Genomic DNA, 20977 nt, shown 5'->3' on the forward strand with positions numbered 1-20977 from the left:
GGATTTCTTCCTTAAGCGAGGCCGAGGCCGGTGACGATCATGTCGATCGCCTTGATGCCGACGAAGGGAACGATGATGCCGCCGAGGCCGTAGACGAGCAGGTTGCGGCTGAGCAGGGCGCCGGCGCCGATGGCGCGGTATTTGACGCCTTTCAGCGACAGCGGGATCAGCGCGATGATGATCAGCGCGTTGAAGATGATGGCCGACAGGATGGCGCTCTGCGGCGTCGCCAGGTGCATGATGTTGAGCGCCTGCAGCGGGCCGGTGGTATGCCCCGGCGCGACGTAGAAGACGGCGAACATCGCCGGGATGATGGCGAAGTATTTGGCGACGTCGTTGGCGATCGAGAAGGTCGTCAGCGAGCCGCGCGTCATCAACAGCGCTTTGCCGATCTCGACGATCTCGATAAGCTTGGTCGGGTCAGAGTCGAGGTCGACCATGTTGCCGGCCTCGCGGGCGGCCACCGTGCCGGTGTTCATGGCGACGCCGACATCGGCCTGGGCGAGCGCCGGGGCGTCGTTGGTGCCGTCGCCGCACATGGCGACCAGCTTGCCCTTGGCCTGTTCGTCGCGGATCAGCTTCAGCTTGTCCTCGGGCGTTGCCTGGGCAAGGAAGTCGTCGACGCCGGCTTCGGCCGCGATTGCCGCCGCCGTCATCGGATTGTCGCCGGTGATCATCACGGTGCGGATGCCCATCTTGCGCAGTTCGGCAAAGCGCTCGCGAATGCCGCCCTTGACGATGTCCTTGAGGTGGACAACGCCGAGCAGGCGGCCGTCACGCTCGACCGCCAGCGGTGTGCCGCCGGACTTGGCGATCTCGTCGGCGATCGCCTGCAGGTCGCGGACAGTGTCGATGCCGGGGCGCGTGCTATGAGTGGCCGATGTCGACTGGTTGACATAGGCGAGAACCGAGTCGACCGCGCCCTTGCGCACCGACGAGCCGTCGATGTCGACGCCGCTCATGCGGGTCTGGGCGGTGAAGGGCACGAAGGTGGCATGCAATGTCGCCATGTCACGGGCGCGTATGCCGTATTTCTCCTTGGCCAGCACGACGATCGAGCGTCCCTCAGGCGTCTCGTCGGCGAGCGAAGCGAGCTGTGCCGCATCGGCCAGTTCCTGCTCGGTGACACCTTTGACCGGGCGGAACTCGGTCGCCTGGCGGTTGCCGAGCGTGATGGTGCCGGTCTTGTCGAGCAGCAGGGTGTCGACGTCGCCGGCGGCTTCCACGGCACGACCCGACATGGCCAGCACGTTGAAGCGCACCAGGCGGTCCATGCCGGCAATGCCGATGGCCGACAGCAGGGCGCCGATGGTGGTCGGGATCAAGGTGACGAACAGCGCGACCAGCACGGTCACCGAGATATAGCCGCCGGAATAGGAGGCAAAGCTCGGGATCGTCGCGGTGGCCAGCACGAAGATCAGCGTCATGCCGACGAGCAGGATGTTGAGCGCGATCTCGTTCGGCGTCTTCTGACGCGCGGCCCCTTCGACCAGCGAGATCATGCGGTCGAGGAAGGTATGGCCCGAGGCGGCCGATATGCGCACGCGGATCCAGTCGGACAAAACCTGCGTGCCGCCGGTGACGGCCGAGCGGTCGCCGCCGGATTCGCGGATGACCGGCGCGGACTCACCGGTGATTGCCGCCTCGTTGACCGAGGCCACGCCTTCGATCACCTCGCCGTCGGACGGGATGATGTCGCCGGCTTCGACCAGCACGATGTCGCCGACCTTCAGGCTGGTGCCGGGCACCAGCTTGAATTTGGAGCGGTCATCGCCGTTAAGCAGCTTGGCCTGCGTCTCGGTGCGCGCCTTGCGCAGCGAGTCGGCCTGCGCCTTGCCGCGGCCTTCGGCGACGGCTTCGGCGAAGTTGGCGAACAGCACGGTGAACCACAGCCAGATGATGATCTGCAGCGTGAAGCCGAAATCGCCGCCGCCGGTGAAGCGGTCCCTGATGAACAGGACCGTGGTCAGAGCTGAGACGATGGCGACGACGAACATCACCGGGTTCTTGATCAGGGTGCGCGGGTCGAGTTTCCTGAAGGCGCCGCCGATGGCGGGCCACAGGATGCGGGCATCCATGATGACCGCGGATTTGGACTGGCTCATTTGGTGGCTCCAGTATCTGAAATGTTGGCCGGCACCGATCGATCGGATGCCGAGAAAAGGTGCGGCGGCCCGTAGGCCAGTAGCCAGATCACGATCATGACTGCCGCGAGGCCGAGGAAGGTGGACACGCTGGGGAAGGGAGGGGGAGTTTCCTCCCCCTCGGTGCCGGCTCGCGGCCGGGCCTTCTTGCGCTTGGGGTTGAACCAGAACATGGCCGTTTTCTCAGAATGTCTGCCCGTTGATGGCAGCCAGGTGCTCGACGATTGGTCCGATCGCCAGTGCCGGGAAGAAGGTCAGGCCGACGACGATCAGGATGACGCCGACGAGCAGGCCGACGAACAGCGGACCATCGGTCGGGAAGGTGCCGGCCGAGGCGGGCACCGTCTTCTTCGCCACCAGCGAGCCGGCAATGGCAAGTGCGGGAATGATGACCAGGAAGCGGCCCATCAGCATGGTGATGCCAAGCGTGATGTTGTACCAGGGCGTGTTGCCGGAAAGGCCGCCAAAGGCCGAGCCGTTGTTGGCCGCCGCCGAGGTGTAGGCATAGAGAACTTCGGAGAAGCCGTGCGGACCGCCATTGGCCATCGAGGCCACGGCGCTTGGCAGCACCACGGCGATGGCGGTGAAGGTCAGCATCGCCAGCGGCAGGCAGAGGATGGCGAGCATCGCCATCTTGACCTCCTTGGCCTCGATCTTCTTGCCGAGATATTCCGGCGTGCGGCCGACCATCAGGCCGGCAACGAAGACGGCGACGACGATGAACATCATGATGCCGTAGAAGCCCGCGCCGACACCGCCGACGATGATTTCGCCGAGCTGCATGTTGACCATCGGGATCAAGCCGCCAAGCGCCGTGAAGCTATCATGCATGGCGTTGACGGCGCCACACGAGGCGGCCGTGGTGATGACGGCGAACAGCGCAGAGGCGGTAATGCCGAAGCGGGTCTCCTTGCCTTCCATGTTGCCGCCGTCGATGCCCAGCGCATGGACCAGCGGATTGCCCGCCGCTTCCGCCCAGTAGCAGATGGCGACGCCGGCGATGAACAGCACACCCATCGTGGCCAGGATAGCCCAGCCCTGGCGCTGGTTGCCGACCATGCGGCCGAAGACGTTGGTCAGCGCTGCACCGAGCGCGAAGATCGTCACCATCTGGATCAGGTTGGAGATCGCATCAGGATTTTCGAACGGATGCGCGGCGTTGACGTTGAAGAAGCCGCCGCCATTGGTGCCGAGCATCTTGATGGCGATCTGCGAGGCGACCGGGCCGAGCGCGATGGTCTGCTTGGCACCCTCCAGTGTGGTGGCGTCGACATACGGGCCGAGCGTCTGCGGCATGCCCAACCAGACATAGACGAGGGTCAGCACGATGCAGAGCGGCAGCAGGATGTAGAGGGTGCAGCGGGTCATATCGACCCAGAAATTGCCGATCGACTTGACCGAGTGCCGGGCGAAGCCGCGGATCAACGCCACCGCAATGGCGATGCCGACAGCGGCCGACATGAAGTTCTGCACGGTCAGGCCAGCCATCTGCACGAGATAGGACATCGTGCTTTCGCCGCCGTAATTCTGCCAGTTGGTGTTGGTGACGAAGCTGACGGCGGTGTTGAAGGCGAGATTGGGCTCGACCGCCGTCATGCCAGCCGGATTGTAGGGCAGCACGCCTTGCAGGCGCTGCAGAAAGTACAGCACCAGGAAGCTGGCAAGGCTGAAGAAGATGATGCCTGCCGCGTAGGTCGTCCAGTGCTGCTCCTCGCGTTCACTGGTTCCCGAAATGCGATAAAGGCCACGCTCGACCGGGCCAAGTATGGGCGACAGGAACGTGCGATCGCCGTTGAAGACGCGGTACATGTAGCCGCCGAGCGGCTTCACCAGCAAAACGACGATCCCGCAATAGACGAGGATCTGTATCCATCCGTTGAGTGTCATGAGAATGGCTTTCCGTGCCTTGCGTCAGAAGCGTTCTGGGCGAACGAGGGCGTATGTCAGGTAGACGAGCAGGAACAAGGTCACGCCGCCACCGAGGATGTAATCGACAAGCATGGTGTGATCCTTCCGCTTAAAGCGCGTCGCAGGCTTTGATGTAGGCGAGGGAAAGAGCGAAAAACAAAACGTCGATCCCGATGACGACAATGTCCATTGTGTTGGTCCTTGCTTCTGCTTGTATTTGGCGCCAGCTGCTGGCAGGCCAGAAATTCCCTGAGAACGATCCGCCGTACCTCGATCGGTCACGGCGGCCGGAGCGTTTTGCTCGCAATGGAATATGGACCCGATCGCCATAAAGGTTCGAGACGGGCCGCGGAGGAAAGATATAAAATTCCTATAAAGATTTTCGGCAGATGGCTCGTTTCCGGGCTGCCCAAAAAACCGATGGCTTGATATCGCGGCCTCTTGCGGCGGCGGCGTCTTTCGAAACAATGAGAGCGCAAAACAAGGGAAGAACAGATGCTCGACATGGCCCCATCGAAACAGGCGGCGACATGGCTTTCCGCGCTTGAGCGGGCGCTGGAAGCTGATGATGCCGAGACTGCCGCCAACCTGTTCGTCGACGACTGCTACTGGCGCGATCTGCTGGCCTTCACCTGGAACATCACGACCATGGAGGGCCACGACGCCATCCGCGATATGCTGAAGGCAACGCTGGCGACGGCGAAACCCTCGCACTGGACCCTTTCGGGCGAGGCGACTTCGGACGAAGGCACCGTCGAGGCCTGGTTCAGCTTCGAAACCTCTGTCGCGCGGGGCGAAGGGATTGTGCGGCTCAAGGACGGCCGTTGCCGGACCTTGTTCACGGCGATGCGTGAGCTCAAGGGTTTCGAGGAACAGAAAGGTCCGGCGCGGCCGCTCGGTATCCGCCACAAGGCCGATCCTGCGCGCGAGACCTGGGCGGAGGCGCGAGCGCGCGAGACGCGCGACCTCGGCGCCACCGAGCAGCCCTACTGTCTGGTCATCGGCGGTGGCCAGGGCGGCATTATGCTCGGCGCGCGGCTGAGGCAGCTCGGCGTGCCCACCATCATCATCGAGAAGAATGCGCGCCCCGGCGATTCCTGGCGCAACCGCTATCGTTCGCTCGTGCTGCACGATCCGGTCTGGTACGACCATCTGCCCTACATTCCGTTCCCGGAGAACTGGCCAGTGTTCACGCCCAAGGACAAGATGGGCGACTGGTTGGAAATGTATGTCAGGGTGATGGAGCTCAACTACTGGGTCGCCACCAAATGCGTCAGCGCCTCCTATGACGAGGCCGAGAAAGTGTGGACGGTGGTGGTCGACCGCGTCGGCCGGCACATCACGCTGAAGCCGAAGCACATTGTCTTTGCCACCGGCGCGTATGGCCCGCCGCGGCAGATCGCGCTGCCCGGCGCCGAGACCTTCAAAGGCGAGCTCTTGCATTCCAGCCAATATGCCAGCGGCGAAAAATTCCGCGGCAAAAAGGTCGCCGTCATTGGTGCGGCAAGCTCCGGCCACGATGTCAGCGTCGACCTCTGGGAGAGCGGCGCTGAGGTCACCATGATCCAGCGCTCGCCGACGACGGTGGTGAAATCCGATACGCTGATGGAAGTCGGTTTCGAGATATTTTCCGAGAAGGCCTTGGCGCGCGGCATCACCACCGACAGAGCCGACCTGATCGTCGCCTCGACGCCATTCGCGCTGGTGCCCAAGGGTCAGCGAGACCTCTACGAGGTGATCAAGGCGCGAGACGCCGCCTTCTACGACCGGCTGCGCGCTTCAGGCTTCGCCATCGATTTCGGCGAGGACGAGACCGGGCTTTTGATGAAGGCCTACCGCACCGGCTCCGGCTACTACATCGATGTCGGCGCCTGCGAACTGATCATCAATGGCGAGATCAAGGTGAAGAGCGGCGTCGGCATCAAGTCGCTGACGCCGACCGGCATTGCCTTCGATGACGGCAGCGAACTGGCGGTCGATGCGATCGTCTCCTGCACCGGCTACCAGTCGATGAACGAAACGGTGGCGGCCATCGTCTCGCGCGAGGTGGCCGACAAGGTCGGGCCATGCTGGGGCCTGGGCTCCGGCGTCAAGGGCGATCCCGGCCCGTGGCAAGGCGAGCTGCGCAACATGTGGAAGCCGACGGCGCAGGACGCGCTGTGGTTCCACGGCGGCAATCTGGCGCTGTCGCGGTTTTATTCGAAATATGTTGCGCTGCAGATCAAGGCGCGGATGGAAGGGATCGTGACGCCGGTTTATGGGGCGGTGAGTAATGCGGGGCGCTGCTGATCTCCCCCCTCGAGGGGGAGATGTCGCCGGAGGCGACAGAGGGGGTCGCCGCGCGTGGAGCGCTAACGTCATCTGGCGCAAGTAGGTCGCGTCCGGTCGAACCGACCCCCTCTGGCCTGCCGGCCATCTCCCCCTCAAGGGGGGAGATTACCTCTGTCCGAAATGCCGTGCCGCAACCTCGACATGGGTATGCGACGCGTGCGGCTCGAACCTCTCGGTCTCGTTGTAATCGCCGGCCTCGTTTGGCCACCAGACACCGCCGATGGCGATGCCGTCCGAGGTCAGCCTTTGGTCGGCGACAAGTGCTGCGCCGACAGCATCGACGAAGGTGTAGCGGCCGGGGCGCAGCCTCAGCACCGCCACATCGCCGACACCGCCAACCTTCAGCGTGCCGAGATCCGGCCTGGCAATCGCCTCGGCCGGGCGTTGCGTTGCGGCGCGCAGCACTTCGACCAGCGGCATGCCCAGCGCCATCAGCTTCGACATGCAGACCAGTATGTCGAAGGCAGGACCGTCGACGCAGTAGAGATGCACGTCGCTCGAGATGACGTCTGGCGCCAGGCCCTCGTCCAGCATCGCCTTCGCCACCGCGAAGTCGAACGATCCCATGCCGTGGCCGATGTCGAAGATAACGCCGCGCTCGCGGGCCAGATACATGTCCGGCCGCACGGCGCCGGAGGCGAATACCGGCGCATTGGGAAATGGGCGAAAACAGTGAGTGAGGATGTCGCCCCTGCGCAGGCGCGGCAGCACTTCGGAGCGGTCGGGCGGCGGCTCGTCAATATGCGCCATCAGCGGCAGGCCGGCCTGGTCGGCGGCCTCGAGCGCGAGATCGACCGGCGCGATGCCGCTGGTGCCGCCGGCATGCTTGCCGGAGCGCACCTTGACGCCGACGACGACGTCGGCGTGCTCGCGCACCGCCGCCACCGTCTCGCGCGGCTCGCACAGCCTGAGGTCACTGCATTCGCCGACCGAGACCGTCTGCGAGAAGCCGAATATGCCGGCAAAGGAGATGTTGACGTAGGCCAGAATGCGCACCTTCGAGCGCTCGATGACATGGCGGCGAAAGCCGAGGAAATTGCCGGCGCCGGCGCKGCCGGCGTCGATGAAAGTGGTGGTGCCGCTCTTGGCGGCCAGGCGGTCGGCGTCGACGCCGAGCGAGGTGCCGCCCCAATAGACATGGCTGTGCAGGTCGATGAGGCCGGGGGTGACGATGCAATCCCTGGCATCGACGACCTGCGTGGCGTGTTCGGCATCGATCGCGGCCTCGATGGCCGCGACGCGGCCATTGGCGATGGCGACATCGCGCACTGCGTCCAGGCCCGAGGCCGGATCGATCAGGCGGCCGCCCTTGATCAGGAGATCGAACTGCATCGGCGCCTGCCTCCGTGTGGGATGCGTCTGGTGATCAAACCGGCCGGTAGGCGACGGCTTCGACCTCGATCTTGATGTCGATCATCAGTCGCGATTCGACCGTGGTGCGGGCCGGCGGATTTTTGGGGAAGTGCTTGGCGTAGACGGCATTGAAGGCGCCGAAATCGCGCGCGTCCTCGAGCCAGACCGTGGTCTTGACGACATCGTCCATGGTACAGCCGGCTAGCGCGAGTGCTGCCTTCACATTCTGCAGCACCTGCTCGGTCTGCTCGGTAATGCCGCCCTTGACCACGATGCGGTCGCTGTCGACCGGCACCTGGCCGGAAATATAAACGAAATCGCCGGCGCGCACTGCCGGCGACAGCGGCACATGGGATGTTCCAAAACACTGCTTGGGCAAGGGAAAACTCCTGTTCACACTTGGCGGATCACGCCTGCGGTTCCGTTTCAGCCGCTCGCTCTACGCCTCTCCCCATGATCCTCATAGCGGCGTTTTGGGAAAGCAAGATTTTTCCAGATGCGTGTTGCTTTATCAGGGGCTCGCCAGCATCTTGCGCCTCGCATTTTCCCGACAGGAGATTTTTTCAATGACCTTCGACAAGAACCCGTTTCCGGAAGGCGACGCCGATCGTCACGCGCTTTGGGAAATGCTGGTGCAGCGCGACATCGACGCCTTCATCGGTCAGGACTGGTCGATGGTCGAGGACGATTTCGTCGCCGACAGTTTTTTCGGCATGCATGCGCATTTCCTCAATGACGCCGACGCGTGGCGGCTGCAATTCCCGAGCCTTGCCGTCTATCGCGACGAGTGGCTGCGGCAGGCCAAGGAAACGGCGGCGACCAAATTCGCCGAGCCGCTGCGCGAGGCGCTATTCCGTGTCACCAATATGCGCGACATCGATGTCGATGGCGACCGCGCGGTGCTGCACAAGAAGTTCAACGGCTCGGTGGCCAAGGCTGACGGCACGGTCGACCGGCTGAAATGGCAGACGCTGTATTTCTGCAGGAAAGTGTCGGGGCGCTGGAAGATCGCAGGCTTCGTCGGCTACATGCCGCATCCGCTGGGAAGCTGAGGCGCGCGCCGCACGTCAGTGAGCTAATGCCGGCCTTCGCGCACGAACAAGTGCGCTTCCCGGGCCGCGGCGGTGAAGGCACGGCGCGCCGTGCCGACCGCGCGGCGCTGCTCCATCGCATCCATCATTGCTTTGAGGGCAGACCGGTATTTCGGCCCGCGCTCTTCGTCGGGCCATCCGTCGACCAGAAACGAGGCGGCCTGCATCGTTCCGGTCACGGTCAGGCCGCTGCCTTCGCTTTCGATGGTCACGGGAACGTCGAACTGTTCATCGCGCATTGACGCTACTCCTGGAACTCAACTCGAACTTGAAGACAATCGAAACGGCGCAACCCGTTTTTCGTTCCGGCGTCACTGCTTGCGGTGGTCGAACACGACCGCCATGGTCTTACCAATTGCCGCCATAACGATCAGTTCGACCAGATCGTCGTCGCTGTCGACACAGGTCGAATCCATGCGGCGGATGGCGTCGAGCGCCGCCCTGGTCGAGACGGTATCGCCGGCGCGGAATTTGGAAAGCACAGAGGAAACAAGGTTCCGAGCTGTCAGGTCGATGACAGGTACGCTTGCTACAACGTTCATTGGCTTCCTCCTGCCAAGAACCCTCTCCCGCAGGAATGATACGCCGAACGGCAACTTGCGCCAGCGGAATCGTGGTCCGACCAGATTGCCGAGCGGGCACGTTTCCGTGTTTGATAGGATCGAACAAAACAGCGTCCAAGGGCTGCCCAGATATGAAACTTTTCTTCAGCCGCAACCCCAATCCGCGCCTCGCCGTTGCGACGGCACGCCATCTGCAGGCAAGGGTCGAGTTTGAGTTCGCGGCGCCCTTCGCGCCGGGGCAAGCCGACCGTTTCCGGCCGCTCAATCCCAATCTTTCTGTCCCCATACTGGCATGGCCGGGCGGCAGCCTGTGGGAAGCCGACGCCATAGCCTGCCTGCTGTCGCGTGAGGCGGGTTCGGATTTCTGGCGCGGCGGCGACGACCAACCGGACATGATCCGCTGGCTGAGCTGGGGCAAGGAGAATTTTGTCCGGGCCTGCGACACCGTGCATTTCGAGCGCGGAACCAAGCAGCGCTACGGGATTGGCCCGATCGACCAGGGCAAGGTCGAAGAGGGGCTGGCGGACTTCCGTATCGCGGCGGCAATTCTCGAGGCGGAGTTTGCCCGGCGGCCCTGGCTGGTGGGCAAGTCGCCTTCCTATGCCGATTTCCGCATGGCGACGTTCCTGCCTTTCAACGAGGTCGCCGGCCTGCCGCTCGCTGACTATCCTGCCGTTCACGGCTGGTATCACCGGCTCGAAGCCATCGAGGCCTGGTGTGACCCCTTCGACGGTCTGGATGCGCCGCTATTGCCACCGGTGAAGCCCGCTTGAGGCGCCCTTCCCATGGGTTAGGTCGGCTGAGGTGTGGCGCTTTGGCAGCATAGGTGTGGAACACTGGGCGGGCGGTCATGGCGCGCTCGACGGCTTGCGGTCAGGTTGATAAGCCCTCTCCTCAAGGAGAGTCGTGACATGACCGTAGCCATCGAGATGGGACAGACGACGGCGGGTGCGCCGGCGGCGCTCGACCTTGAGGAGCTGCTGGCCACCCGCCTTCTGGTGCAGGGCAATTCCGGCTCCGGCAAATCGCACCTTTTGCGCCGGCTCCTGGAACAGAGCGCACCCTGGGTGCAGCAGACCATCATCGACCCCGAAGGCGACTTCGTCTCGCTGGGCGACCATTACGGCCATCTCGTCATCGATGCCGAGGAGCATACCGAGCGCGGCCTGCAGGCGGCCGGCGAGCGGGCGCGCATCCACCGCGTCTCCACCGTGCTCAATCTCGAAGGGCTCGATGCCGAAAACCAGATGCGGCGCGCCGCCGCCTTCCTCAGCGGCCTGTTCGAGGTTGCCCGCGAGCACTGGTATCCGATGCTGGTGGTGGTCGACGAGGCGCAGCTGTTCGCGCCTGCCGTGGCCGGCGAGGTTTCCGACGAAGCGCGCAAACTCTCGCTCGGCGCCATGACCAATCTGATGTGCCGTGGCCGCAAGCGTGGCCTCGCCGGCATCATCGCCACGCAGCGGCTGGCCAAGCTCGCCAAGAATGTCGCGGCCGAAGCCTCCAATTTCCTCATGGGCCGTACCTTCCTCGATATCGACATGGCGCGCGCCGCCGACCTTCTCGGCATGGAACGGCGCCAGGCGGAGGCGTTTCGCGACCTCGAGCGCGGGCACTTCATGGCGCTGGGCCCGGCTTTGTCGCGCCGTCCGCTCGGCGTGCGCATCGGCCAGACCGAGACAAGCCCGCGCAACGGCACGCCACGGCTGATGGCGATGCCGGAAACAGCGCTTGAGGACGCGCGCGCCATCATCCTGGCGGCGCCGCCGCCCGAGACGATGCGCACGCCGCGCCGGATGGCGTCGCCGGACCTGCTCGACCAGCTGATGGCGGCGAAGTCAGCGGCGCTGGACATCCGCCCGGAACCCGTGGAGCCGGCAATCAGCGCCGAGGATCTGGCCGAGCGGCGCGGGCGCGTCGACCGTGTGCTGCGCGCCGTGCTGGCCGAGCCCGACGCGGGCTTTCGCGTCATCGGCGTGCTCTATCAGGAGTTCGTGGTCCGCTGCCGCATCGAGGGCCTCGCTTCGGTAGTGCCGGACCTCACCGAATTCCGCCGCATGCTGACGCGCGCCCGCGCCGGGCTTGGCGCCGACATGGCAGGCGATGACGCCTGGCAGGACGTCTCGGTGCGCGCGTCGCTGCTGCCCGAGGACATGCAGGGCGTGTTCATGATGATCGCCCGCGCCGCCAAGGAGGGCTGGCCGTGTCCGAGCGATGCAGCGATCGCGCGTGCCTACGGTTCGCATTCGCTGCGCCGCGCCCGGCGGCTGCTCACCTATATCGAGGAACAGGGCCTCATCGTCTGCCAGCTCGACGGCACCGGCCGCCGCACAGTGACGCTGGTCGAGCTCGCCTGGGCAACGGCGCCAGGCGATCCCAATGCGGTGGAGGCGGAGCAAGGGAGTTTGGCGCTGTAACCGGCGCGACAAGTGGGTGCGGTTCTGAACAAGATGTGTTTCGCCGATCGGCGCGCGGCGAATTATGATGGCTTTCCGAGAATCGCAGAACGGTTCGGGCGGGAGGGTTGTCCGGTGCGGTTGAAATCTCTGGCTGTTCTTATCCTCGGCATCCTTGCCGTCGCCGTCATCGCTGTGACGGTATCGGCCCGGTCTTTTGCCGGGTCGTCCAATATGCCGGACTGGCTGCAGGCCCATGTCGGCGATGGCGATGGCGAGATTTCGCAAGTGGTGCTGGAGCGGGCGCGTGCGCTTTATCAGAAGAAGGTCGCGCAGGGCGCGGTCCACAATGGCTGCTATTTCGCCATGGATGCAACGCGGCCCGGCGATCTCGGCAATGGTGTGCTCGGGCGCCGCTACTACGTCATCTGCGAGGCCAAGCAGTCGTTTCGGGCGATATCGTCGGGACATGGCGGCGGCCGCAATTTGAAGGGTATCGTCAATTTCTCGAACGGGAAACGCTGCGCAAAAAACTTCGGCAATGCCCTGGACTCTTCCTTGACGGCGGGTGGCGCCTATATGACCGGCGAGGCAAAGACCTCATTCAAGGGTTTTTACCGGGTCGGCGCAAAGCAGGACCAGGCGCTGATGCGCACCTTCATCCAGTTCGACGGCGAAGGCGAGACGGCGAACGCCAGGCAACGCGTGATCGGCGGCCATGCGGCGCGGCTGTTGCGTGGCATGTGCCTGCGCAAGAACCCGAACAGCTCCTACGCCGACCATGACGGCTTTGTGCCCTACGGCAAGTTGGTCGATTATGCCGGCGGCCGCAGCAATGGCTGCACCAGCTGGTCGCCGGCCGATGCCGACCAGATCATTTCGATGGTGAAGGGCAATCCGACGACGCTCTACATCTACCCGGAATCGCGCGACATCGCCGCCGTTGGCAAATCCGGCGCCTATTGGAATGCGTCCTGCCTGAAGGAGATCGGAAAGCCGAAATTCTGGCCGCGCAAGAGCCTCGAGCCGATCATCGCGCAATACAAGAAGGACAATCCGCCGCCACCGCCACAGCCGCTGCCGATCTGCACCGGGCCATGAGGCGATGAGCGCTCGGCTCGGCATTGTTGGCGGCGCGGGCTGGGCCGCGCTGCCGACGGCGCTTCGGATGGCTCTACTGATTGATCTCGGGTTCGACGAGCTTTGCCAGGTTGCGCAGTGACTCCTGCCAGCCGAGATAGCAGGCCTCGGCCGGAATGAGGTCGGGAATGCCTGCCTGCGTGATGTCGAGTTCGGTGCCGACCGACACTTTCTTCAAGATCACGGTCACCTGCATCTCGCCGGGCAGGTTGGGGTCGTCGAACCTGTCGGTGTAGCGCACGCGTTCGCCTGGAACGAGCTCGAGATATTCGCCGCCGAAGGCGTGACTGCCGCCCGTGGTGAAGTTGCGGAACGACATTTTAAACGTGCCGCCGACTTTTGCGTCGAAGCTGTGCACCGAGCAGGTGAAGCCGTTCGGCGGGAGCCATTTGGCCAGCGCATCGGCTTCGGTGAATGCGCGGTAGACCTTCTCAGGGTTGGTCGTCAGAACGCGGTGCAAACGTACGGTGCTTGGCATGTCTCTGGTATCCTTTGTGGTTTCGTTGATCGATGCCCCAAGGACGGGTGAACTTCACCCGGTCCGACACGGCCTGTCAAATTTTTTGGGCCCTTTGGCTGCGGCCATCCGTCCCGCTATTTTGGCCGTCGCTTCAGGCAGGTAAGCCGCATCGCGACAATTGCATGCATTATTGACAATCTGCCTAATCTTTCGGCATAAATTTTACAATATTTATTAAAATTTTTGAAGTCTCTCTCTAAAATTGTATTAGGCTCAGCTTATTATACTCAACATGATCTATTAATTGATGAATGGCTATCTTCTTGGTGTACTATAGGATGATACCCTGGAGCGACAGATTAATCTAAAATTTGATCCGGTGGTCGCTCGAAGGCTATCGAGCGGCCAAGGCAACACGCACAAGGAGTGTCCGAATGACCACCGTCCTGAACGCCAAGGGCATTCCGCTTCCCTACACCGGCGCTTCCACCCACTGGTTCTCGGCGACTGGAGCGCCGTACTTCTACGGCACCTCGGGCAACGATTCCTTCTGGGGCGACACCGGCGTCAAGGTCACCATGTATGGCGGCGCGGGCGACGACTATTACCATCTCTATTCGACGATCAACAAAGCGGTCGAGAACTACGGCGCGGGCGTCGACACGATCGACACCTGGATGAGCTACAAGCTGCCCGCCAATTTCGAGAACCTCGTCGTCACCGGCGACGGCCACTATGCCTTCGGCAATGGTCAGGACAACATCATAACGGGCGGCGCCGGCAGCCAGACGCTGGACGGCGGCAAGGGCAATGACGTGCTGATCGGCGGCGCCGGCGCCGACACCTTCATCATCACCAAGGGCAACGGCAGCGACCTGATCTCCGATTTCGACGCGACCGACACCGTGCGCCTCAACGGCTACGCCTTCACCTCGTTCGAGGCCGTCCAGGCGAACATGGTCCAGGTGGGATCGAACGTGCAGCTGAACCTCGGCTCGAGCGAGGTGCTGGTGTTCAACAACACCACGATCGACAAGTTTCAGCCCGCCCAGTTCGAGCTGCCGATCGACAAGACAGGCATGACGCTGTCCTTCAACGACGATTTCAACACGCTGAGCCTGTGGAACGGCCAGAGCGGCACCTGGGATTCCAATTTCTGGTGGGGGGCGCAGAACGGCAGCTCGCAGCCCCAGAACGGCGAGCTGCAATGGTATATCGACGGCAATTATGCGCCGACCAGCTCGGTCCATCCGTTCAGCGTGACAAACGGCGTGCTCACCATCACCGCGGCGCAGGCGCCCGACGACATCAAGCCGCTGATCAACAACTACGAATACACCTCCGGCATACTGACGACGCACGACACCTTCTCGCAGACCTATGGTTATTTCGAAATGCGGGCCGACCTTCCGGAAAACGCCGGCGCGTGGCCGGCCTTCTGGCTTCTGCCCGAAGACGGTTCCTGGCCCCCGGAACTCGACGTGATGGAAATGTATGGCCAGAACCCGAATGCGCTTCTCATGACCGCGCACACAAATGAGACGGGAACCCACACCACGGTCGGGTCGACGGTGAATGTCTCGAACACCGACGGCTATCACACCTATGGCCTGTTGTGGACGCCGGACAAGCTGGTCTGGACCTATGATGGCGTCCAGGTCGCGGAAGCGGCGACGCCGTCCGATATGAACAAGCCCATGTATATGCTGGTCGACCTTGCGGTCGGCGGTCAAGCCGGCGCGCCGCCCGACCATCTCGCCACGCCCGCGCAGATGAAGATCGACTATATCCACGCTTATACGCTGAACGATTTGCAGCAGAGCCATCTGAGCACAACCGAGCACACAGTCTAGGTGGCCGGCGCGATGCCGCGGGACCGCGCGCCGCTCAGGGATGCAGCCATCGGGCTGCGCCCGGTTTTCCTGCGCGCCATCGCCGATATCGGCGTCTTCTCGCTGCTGATCAACATCCTGCTTCTGGTGATCCCGCTCTATCTGCTGCAGGTCTATGACCGGGTGCTGCCCTCCTCCAGCGTCGAGACGCTGCTTTACCTGTCGGCAATGGCGGTTGCCGCGCTCGGCTTTCTCGGCCTGCTCGACGCGGTCCGCGCCATCTACGCGCAACGCGTCGCGGCGACCGTCGACCAAAAGCTCGGTGCGCGGACATTTGCCGCCTCGCTTGGCGCCAGATATGCCGGCAGCGCGCTGTCGCCGCTGAGCGATCTTGCCACAGCCTGCGCCTTCATCAGGTCGCGCGGCGTGGCGGTGCTGTTCGACCTGCCGTTTGCTCCCGTCTTCCTCGCCTTGCTCTATTTCATCCATCCCGTGCTGTTCTGGCTGACGCTCGCCGGCGCCGTGCTTCTGTTTTTGCTGGTCGTGGCCAACCAGCTTGCCATCGGCAGGAACGATGCCATGTCGGCGGAACGCTCGGCCGTGGCCAGCCAGGCGGAGCAGGCCTTTGCCCGCAACGCCGAAACCCTGCGCGCCATGGGCATGGTGCAAAATGCCGCCGCGGTCTGGGGACAGCATGTCGCCGAAGCGTTGACCCTGCATGACCGTTCCGGCAGCGCCAATGCGATCTTCAGCGCAACATCGCGGTCGCTGCGCATGATGCTGCAACTGGCGATCCTCGGCGCCGGCGCGTGGCTGGTGCTGCAAGGGCAGATGACCGCCGGCATGATCTTCGCTTCATCGCTGGTGTCGTCGCGCGCGTTGCAACCTCTCGATCAGCTGATCGGATCCTGGCGGCAGATCGTCGATGCCAGGCGATGCTGGAAGCGGCTGGACACCGCGCTTGCGGCGCAACCGGCGCAAGCGCGCAAGCTCGTCCTGCCCGATCCGTTGGGTGCGATTTCGGTGCAGGATTTGTTCTTCATCGCGCCGAATGCGTCGTTCGGCACCGAGCCCATCCTCAAGCGGTTGAATTTTGCCATCGGCGCCGGCGAAGCGGTGGCGATCGTCGGCCCGAGCGGCGCCGGCAAATCGACGCTGGCGAAGTTGCTTGTGGGCGCGCTGCAGCCGACCGGCGGCGCGGTCAGGATCGACGGCGCCGATCTGAGGAGCTGGGACGAAATCCAGCTTGGCAGGCATATCGGCTATCTCGCGCAGGAGGTGGAGCTTTTCCCCGGATCGATCGCGCAAAACGTCGCCCGCTTCGATCCCGCCGCCGATGACGCCGCGATCGTCGAAGCGGCCAGGCGTGCCGAGGCGCATGAGCTGGTCCTCACGCTGCGCGACGGCTATCAGACCATGATCGGGCCGTCGCATACCGTGCTGTCGGGCGGCGAGCGGCAGCGGATCGGACTGGCGCGCGCCTTCTACGGCAATCCACGCATTCTGGTGCTGGACGAGCCCAACGCCCATCTCGACGGCAGCGGGGAGGCGGCGCTCGAAGCGATGCTTTCGGCCGTGCGCGGCGCGGGCGTCACGGCACTGGTGATCACGCATCGCCCCTCGATCGCTGCCGCCTGCGACCGCGTGATGGTCCTGCGCAACGGCGCCATCGAAGCCTTCGGCCCCTCGAGCGAGGTGCTGCGGCAATCCACGGCCGGCAAGGGCGTTGCCGGGAGCGCCGTGGTGACGGGCTCGTTCGTGCCGACCGTGCGTCCGCACAGCGTCCGCTTCGGGTCATAGATGATGACACAGCAGAGCATTGCCTTCGAAAGCCGACCGCGCACCGATTTCCGCCGCACGGCCATCGTCGGCTACGCGGCCGTAGCGCTCTTCGTCGGCTGCTTCGGCTATTGGGCGGCGAGCGCGCCGCTCTCCGGGGCGGTGATCACGTCCGGTACGATCTCGGCGACGGGCGGCAACATCCTCATCCAGCACCCCGAGGGCGGCATCATCGAGCAGCTGCTGGTGCATGAAGGCGACCGCGTGCAACAAGGCGAGCCGCTGGTCCTCCTCGACCGCACGGCGGCCGAGGCCGACCTCAACCGGCTGACCAGACAGTCGATCGCGCTCAGGGCGAGCGCCGCGCGGCTCGAAGCGGAGCGCGACGGATCGGACAGGTTGGCGCCAATCACCGAGGCGGCACCCGCGCCGTTCCAGACCGATTTCGACAATCTGGTGCACGAACAGCAGAAGGAGTTCGACGCCAGGCTCGCCCGGTTCCGGTCCGAGCAGTCGATCCTGGCGCAGCGCGTCGCCATGCATCGCGAGTCGGCGCTGGGACTGGACGCGCAGAAACTGGCGATCCAGCAACAGGCTGACATCGTGAAGAAGGAACTCGGCATCAAGACCAGCCTGCTCGACAAGGGCCTCACCAACCGCAGCGAATATTCGCAGCTTTTGCGCAGCGAGGCCGATCTGGTCGGCCAGGCCGGCGCGCTGGAGGCGGACCTTGCTGCGACCAAGACCCAGATCGTGGAAGCCCAGGCGCAGGTCGAGCGCGCCACCACGCAACGCGTCGAGGACGCGCTGACCAAGCTCGACGAGGTTCGCACCAATTTGGCCGACATCGGCGAACAGATCACGGCAGCCGAGGCGGTGCTGGGGCGCACGACAATCAAGGCGCCGGCGGCCGGCATTGTGGTGTCGTCGACCTATAATTCCAAGGGCAGCGTGATTGCCCCCGGGCAGAAGATCATGGAGATCCTGCCCACCGCGTCAGGCCTCATCGTCGACGCGAAGCTGCGGCCGAGGGATGTGGACCTAGTCCGTGTCGGCCAGCCGGCGAAGCTCAGACTGTCGGCCCTGAACGCGCGCCTCACGCCTGAGGTCTCGGCGACGGTGACACAGATTTCAGCAGACCGGCTGATCGATGAAACCACGCACGAGGCGTATTTCCGCGCCAGGCTGAAGATCACGGACACGCTGCCGCAGGGCGTGAAAGCTGAGCAGCTTTACCCGGGAACGCCGGTCGAGGCGTTTATCAGCACCGGCGAGCGGACCTTCTTCGAATATCTGGCGCGACCGATGCTGGATTCCTTCGCGCGAGCGTTCACGGAGCGGTAGATCCCAACTCGTCCTCCCAGTTAGCGCCACCGTAGAACACCCGGAGAATCACCACCTGATCGCCTTCTATGGCGAACGCCACAGTCAGGCGCCGCTCGAAACCAACGATGCGAAGCCCTGGCCGTAAATCATCCCTTCGGGTTCCGCGCTCCGAGGCGTAGTCAAGACCCAGGCAAAATCGCTCGATCCGCTCAATGTAGCGAATGGCGGTGAGGCTTCCGGATGCGTGAGCGACCGTATCGTATATCCATAGCAGGTCCGCCTGGGCGTCCGGCAACAGGACAACATGCCGGCGCTTCACACGTCCCCCTTGAGGCGGGCGGCGTGACGGGCGCGGATGCTGTCAAAAACCTGGTCGACCGGGATGGCCTGGGAAGGATCTGCCTTCCACCTGTCATAGGTCGGCACGACCTCCTCGCGCAGCCAGCGCTCCACGGCGGCATCGCGTTCCTGCAATGCGCGAAGACCGGCGCGGATCACTTCGCTGCTGGTGGCGTATGTGCCGGACTGAACGAGCTGGTCGATGAAAGCGGCCTGCTCGGCCGGCAGGCTGAAAGTGCGTTTTTCAGTTGCTGACATGGTTTCTCCTATCAGAGCCGGTATGATATTATCATACCGGCGCCGAGGTCGCACTCGAAATCTGATGGCGTCATAGTCCGGAACATTCACCTATGGGCCACTACTACCGGCAGAGACACCAGATATGCGGCCGGGATGCCTGAGATGGGTGGGCGTGATGCCGGTCTGCTGGCGGAAGACGCGGCTGAAATGGCCGGCATTGGGAAAGCCGCAGCGATAGGCAATGTCGCCGATCTGCAGGTCGCTTGCCTCCAGCAACGATTTCGCATGATGCACGCGCAGCGCAAGATATGCGGCCATCGGACCGAGGCCGAGCTCGGCGCCGAACAGCCGCTCGAGCTGGCGCCGCGATAGATTCAGCCGGCTCGCGATCTCTTCCACCGACAGCGTCTCCTGGAGGTTGCTTTCCATCAAAAGCAGCGCCCGCTTCACCGCCCGGCTCGACGCCGCGGGAAAGAGGTCGCCGACGGGCTGAACGTCCCGGCTCGAGCGGATGCGGTCGAGCACCAGGATATTGGCGGCTTTTTCCGCCGCCTTGCGGCCGATGAACTGCGAGACGAAATGGCCGGCAAAGTCGGCCGCTCCCGTGCCGCCGGCGCAGGTCGAACGGCCCCGGTCGACGGAAAACAGGCTGTCGGCATGGGCGTTCACGTCAGGGAACTGGTTGCGGAAATCCTTGATGTGGAACCAGCTCACAGCGGCGCTGTAGCCGTCGAGCAGGCCGTAGCGCGCGAGCACGAAGCTGCCCGTGCAGAGTGCCGTCAGCGGCACGCCCTTTTCGGCGGCCCGCAACAGGAAGGCTTCCTTTTCGGAGCTGAGGCTGCGGTTGGTGTCGAGCAGGCCGCCGACCACGACGACATTGTCGAACTCCTCCGGATTGCCGATCGCCTTGGTCGGCAGCAATTCGACACCGCAACTCGCCCGGATCGGCAGGCCGCGTTCGCCGACGATCTCCCAGTCGAACTCGATCCTGCGGCTGCGGTCGCCCTCATCGCCTGCGAGCCGCAGCGTGTCGATGAACAGCGACAGCGGCGACAGGGTGAAGTCGCGAACCAAGAGAAACGCAAACCGCCTGGCCATTGTTGTTCCGAAACTGCCCTCAACTGGATGGAGCCTGATATCGCCGAAGATTTGGCACAGGCGTGTGCGCCGTGCTCCTCAGGAGCGGCCGCGAGATGTCGGAGATGAGCTCGACGATCCCGGAGGGGAATATGTCGCTCACCCCGCCATGGCCGGTACGACGGCGCAAAAACGCCCGGGCATCGTCAGGCGCCCGGGCAATTCATTCGTGTTACGCGGCTCGCTTCTTGGCGATGCCGGCGGCCGCCTGTTCGATGAGCTTGGCGACAGCTGCCGGATCGGAGACGTAGACCGCGTGGCTGCCGGGCACTTCGACCGTTGTCGCACCGGCGCGGGTTGCCATCTGGCGCTGTGCCGGCGGCGGGATCATCTTGTCGTCGGCGGCGACCAGATACCAGCTCGGCTTCACCTTCCAGGCCGGAGCGGTGACCTTGCCTTCGAGCGCCGGGATGCCCCACGGAACCTGCGAGTCGGCCATGAAGGCGGCGAGCGAAGGGCGGACATCGGCGGCGAAGGAGGCGGCGAACTTCTCCTTGTCGAGCATCAGGAAGCCGTCGACGGGCGGCAGGATCGGCGGCACCGAAGCGCCGGGAGGCGGGTTGGCGATCAGGGTCGCAACCGACTCGCCGGCATCGCCGGCGAAGGCCGCGATATAGACGACACCAGCCACTTTCGGATCGGTGCCGGCTTCCGACACTACGATGCCGCCATAGGAATGGCCGACCAGGATGACGTCGCTCTTGGCTTCGGCAATGGCGCGCTTGGTGAAGGCGACGTCGTCGGCGAGCGAGGTCGTCGGGTTCTGGACGATGGTGACGTCATAGCCGTCCTTCCTGAGGATCTGGTAGACGCCGTCCCAGCCGGAGCCATCGACGAAGCCGCCATGAACGAGGACGACGGAATTTGCTGCATTGTTCGACATTTGAGTTCTCCTTTTCAAAAGCTTGGTCGGTTGCTTGGTTGGGCCGGTTGAACGTTTG

The 20977-nt window shown here is 63.9% G+C and carries 21 protein-coding genes; 8 read left to right on the forward strand and 13 right to left on the reverse strand.

What is annotated here, in order from left to right:
- Window positions 1–11 precede the first annotated feature (11 nt).
- Genes kdpB through AC1DYO_RS23755 form a run of 4 tightly spaced genes read right to left on the reverse strand, consistent with a single transcriptional unit; the run spans window position 12 to window position 4145 of the window.
- A complete protein-coding gene (kdpB, locus tag AC1DYO_RS23740; RefSeq protein WP_477266897.1) occupies window positions 12–2105 on the reverse strand; it encodes a potassium-transporting ATPase subunit KdpB in 2094 nt (697 codons plus the stop codon).
- On the reverse strand, window positions 2102–2317 hold the full coding sequence (locus AC1DYO_RS23745; RefSeq protein ID WP_477266898.1) for a hypothetical protein: 216 nt from the start codon (window positions 2315–2317) through the stop codon (window positions 2102–2104). The genes kdpB and AC1DYO_RS23745 overlap by 4 nt, the downstream gene beginning before the upstream one ends.
- Window positions 2318–2327: 10 nt before the next feature.
- On the reverse strand, window positions 2328–4031 hold the full coding sequence (gene kdpA / locus AC1DYO_RS23750; RefSeq protein WP_477266899.1) for a potassium-transporting ATPase subunit KdpA: 1704 nt from the start codon (window positions 4029–4031) through the stop codon (window positions 2328–2330).
- 24 nt (window positions 4032–4055) lie between these two features.
- Entirely contained in the window at window positions 4056–4145 is a 90-nt protein-coding gene (locus AC1DYO_RS23755; protein WP_023669708.1) for a K(+)-transporting ATPase subunit F, read from the reverse strand.
- A gap of 402 nt (window positions 4146–4547) precedes the next feature.
- Between AC1DYO_RS23755 and AC1DYO_RS23760 the strand changes: the two genes are divergently transcribed.
- Complete coding sequence (locus AC1DYO_RS23760; protein ID WP_477266900.1) at window positions 4548–6341, forward strand: NAD(P)-binding domain-containing protein; 1794 nt, start codon at window positions 4548–4550, stop codon at window positions 6339–6341.
- Window positions 6342–6488: 147 nt separating this feature from the next.
- Here AC1DYO_RS23760 and AC1DYO_RS23765 read toward each other — a convergent pair whose 3' ends face one another.
- Both AC1DYO_RS23765 and AC1DYO_RS23770 read right to left on the reverse strand, forming a co-directional pair.
- The gene (locus AC1DYO_RS23765) at window positions 6489–7715 is read right to left on the reverse strand and encodes an amidohydrolase/deacetylase family metallohydrolase (protein WP_477266901.1); all 1227 of its coding nucleotides are present in this window, start codon (window positions 7713–7715) and stop codon (window positions 6489–6491) included.
- A 34-nt stretch (window positions 7716–7749) separates the two neighbouring features.
- Entirely contained in the window at window positions 7750–8115 is a 366-nt protein-coding gene (locus AC1DYO_RS23770; protein WP_477266902.1) for a RidA family protein, read from the reverse strand.
- Between the two features lie 187 nt (window positions 8116–8302).
- On the opposite strand from AC1DYO_RS23770, the gene AC1DYO_RS23775 reads away from it, so the two are divergent.
- The gene (locus AC1DYO_RS23775) at window positions 8303–8788 is read left to right on the forward strand and encodes a hypothetical protein (protein ID WP_477266903.1); all 486 of its coding nucleotides are present in this window, start codon (window positions 8303–8305) and stop codon (window positions 8786–8788) included.
- A gap of 23 nt (window positions 8789–8811) precedes the next feature.
- Here the strand turns inward: AC1DYO_RS23775 and AC1DYO_RS23780 are convergent, their stop codons facing one another.
- Complete coding sequence (locus tag AC1DYO_RS23780) at window positions 8812–9066, reverse strand: DUF982 domain-containing protein (protein ID WP_477266904.1); 255 nt, start codon at window positions 9064–9066, stop codon at window positions 8812–8814.
- 72 nt (window positions 9067–9138) lie between these two features.
- On the reverse strand, window positions 9139–9369 hold the full coding sequence (locus AC1DYO_RS23785; RefSeq protein WP_477266905.1) for a hypothetical protein: 231 nt from the start codon (window positions 9367–9369) through the stop codon (window positions 9139–9141).
- A gap of 152 nt (window positions 9370–9521) precedes the next feature.
- Here AC1DYO_RS23785 and AC1DYO_RS23790 point away from each other — a divergent pair, with 152 nt between their 5' ends.
- The 3 genes from AC1DYO_RS23790 (at window position 9522) to AC1DYO_RS23800 (ending at window position 12884) form a co-directional block, all read left to right on the forward strand.
- Window positions 9522–10163 (forward strand): glutathione S-transferase family protein, encoded by a 642-nt coding sequence (locus AC1DYO_RS23790; protein WP_477266906.1) that lies wholly within the window; start codon window positions 9522–9524, stop codon window positions 10161–10163.
- A gap of 138 nt (window positions 10164–10301) precedes the next feature.
- A complete protein-coding gene (locus AC1DYO_RS23795; protein WP_477266907.1) occupies window positions 10302–11804 on the forward strand; it encodes a helicase HerA domain-containing protein in 1503 nt (500 codons plus the stop codon).
- Between the two features lie 114 nt (window positions 11805–11918).
- Window positions 11919–12884, forward strand: coding sequence for a hypothetical protein (locus AC1DYO_RS23800; RefSeq protein ID WP_477266908.1), 966 nt, complete (start codon window positions 11919–11921; stop codon window positions 12882–12884).
- 73 nt (window positions 12885–12957) lie between these two features.
- Here the strand turns inward: AC1DYO_RS23800 and AC1DYO_RS23805 are convergent, their stop codons facing one another.
- Window positions 12958–13401 carry an SRPBCC family protein gene (locus tag AC1DYO_RS23805; protein WP_477266909.1) on the reverse strand — a complete coding sequence of 148 codons (444 nt, stop codon included), beginning with the start codon at window positions 13399–13401 and terminating at the stop codon, window positions 12958–12960.
- Window positions 13402–13817: 416 nt separating this feature from the next.
- Between AC1DYO_RS23805 and eglC the strand changes: the two genes are divergently transcribed.
- The 3 genes from eglC to AC1DYO_RS23820 are packed head-to-tail and all read left to right on the forward strand — an operon-like array spanning window position 13818 to window position 18338.
- A complete protein-coding gene (gene eglC, locus AC1DYO_RS23810; RefSeq protein ID WP_477266910.1) occupies window positions 13818–15236 on the forward strand; it encodes an endo-1,3-1,4-beta-glycanase EglC in 1419 nt (472 codons plus the stop codon).
- 12 nt (window positions 15237–15248) lie between these two features.
- Window positions 15249–17015, forward strand: a complete 1767-nt coding sequence (locus AC1DYO_RS23815; RefSeq protein ID WP_477266911.1) for a type I secretion system permease/ATPase — start codon at window positions 15249–15251, stop codon at window positions 17013–17015.
- A 3-nt stretch (window positions 17016–17018) separates the two neighbouring features.
- Complete coding sequence (locus AC1DYO_RS23820) at window positions 17019–18338, forward strand: HlyD family type I secretion periplasmic adaptor subunit (RefSeq protein ID WP_477266912.1); 1320 nt, start codon at window positions 17019–17021, stop codon at window positions 18336–18338.
- Here AC1DYO_RS23820 and AC1DYO_RS23825 read toward each other — a convergent pair.
- The 4 genes from AC1DYO_RS23825 to AC1DYO_RS23840 form a co-directional block, all read right to left on the reverse strand.
- Window positions 18325–18639 (reverse strand): type II toxin-antitoxin system RelE/ParE family toxin, encoded by a 315-nt coding sequence (locus AC1DYO_RS23825; protein ID WP_477266913.1) that lies wholly within the window; start codon window positions 18637–18639, stop codon window positions 18325–18327. The genes AC1DYO_RS23820 and AC1DYO_RS23825 overlap by 14 nt on opposite strands.
- Window positions 18636–18917 (reverse strand): type II toxin-antitoxin system ParD family antitoxin, encoded by a 282-nt coding sequence (locus AC1DYO_RS23830; protein WP_477266914.1) that lies wholly within the window; start codon window positions 18915–18917, stop codon window positions 18636–18638. Before AC1DYO_RS23830 ends, AC1DYO_RS23825 begins: the two co-directional genes overlap by 4 nt.
- A 90-nt stretch (window positions 18918–19007) precedes the next feature.
- The gene (locus tag AC1DYO_RS23835; protein ID WP_477266915.1) at window positions 19008–19997 is read right to left on the reverse strand and encodes a GlxA family transcriptional regulator; all 990 of its coding nucleotides are present in this window, start codon (window positions 19995–19997) and stop codon (window positions 19008–19010) included.
- A 211-nt stretch (window positions 19998–20208) separates the two neighbouring features.
- On the reverse strand, window positions 20209–20919 hold the full coding sequence (locus AC1DYO_RS23840) for an alpha/beta fold hydrolase (protein WP_477266916.1): 711 nt from the start codon (window positions 20917–20919) through the stop codon (window positions 20209–20211).
- Window positions 20920–20977: the final 58 nt, after the last annotated feature.

It is taken from the genome of Mesorhizobium sp. P2_F5, from assembly GCF_056403715.1.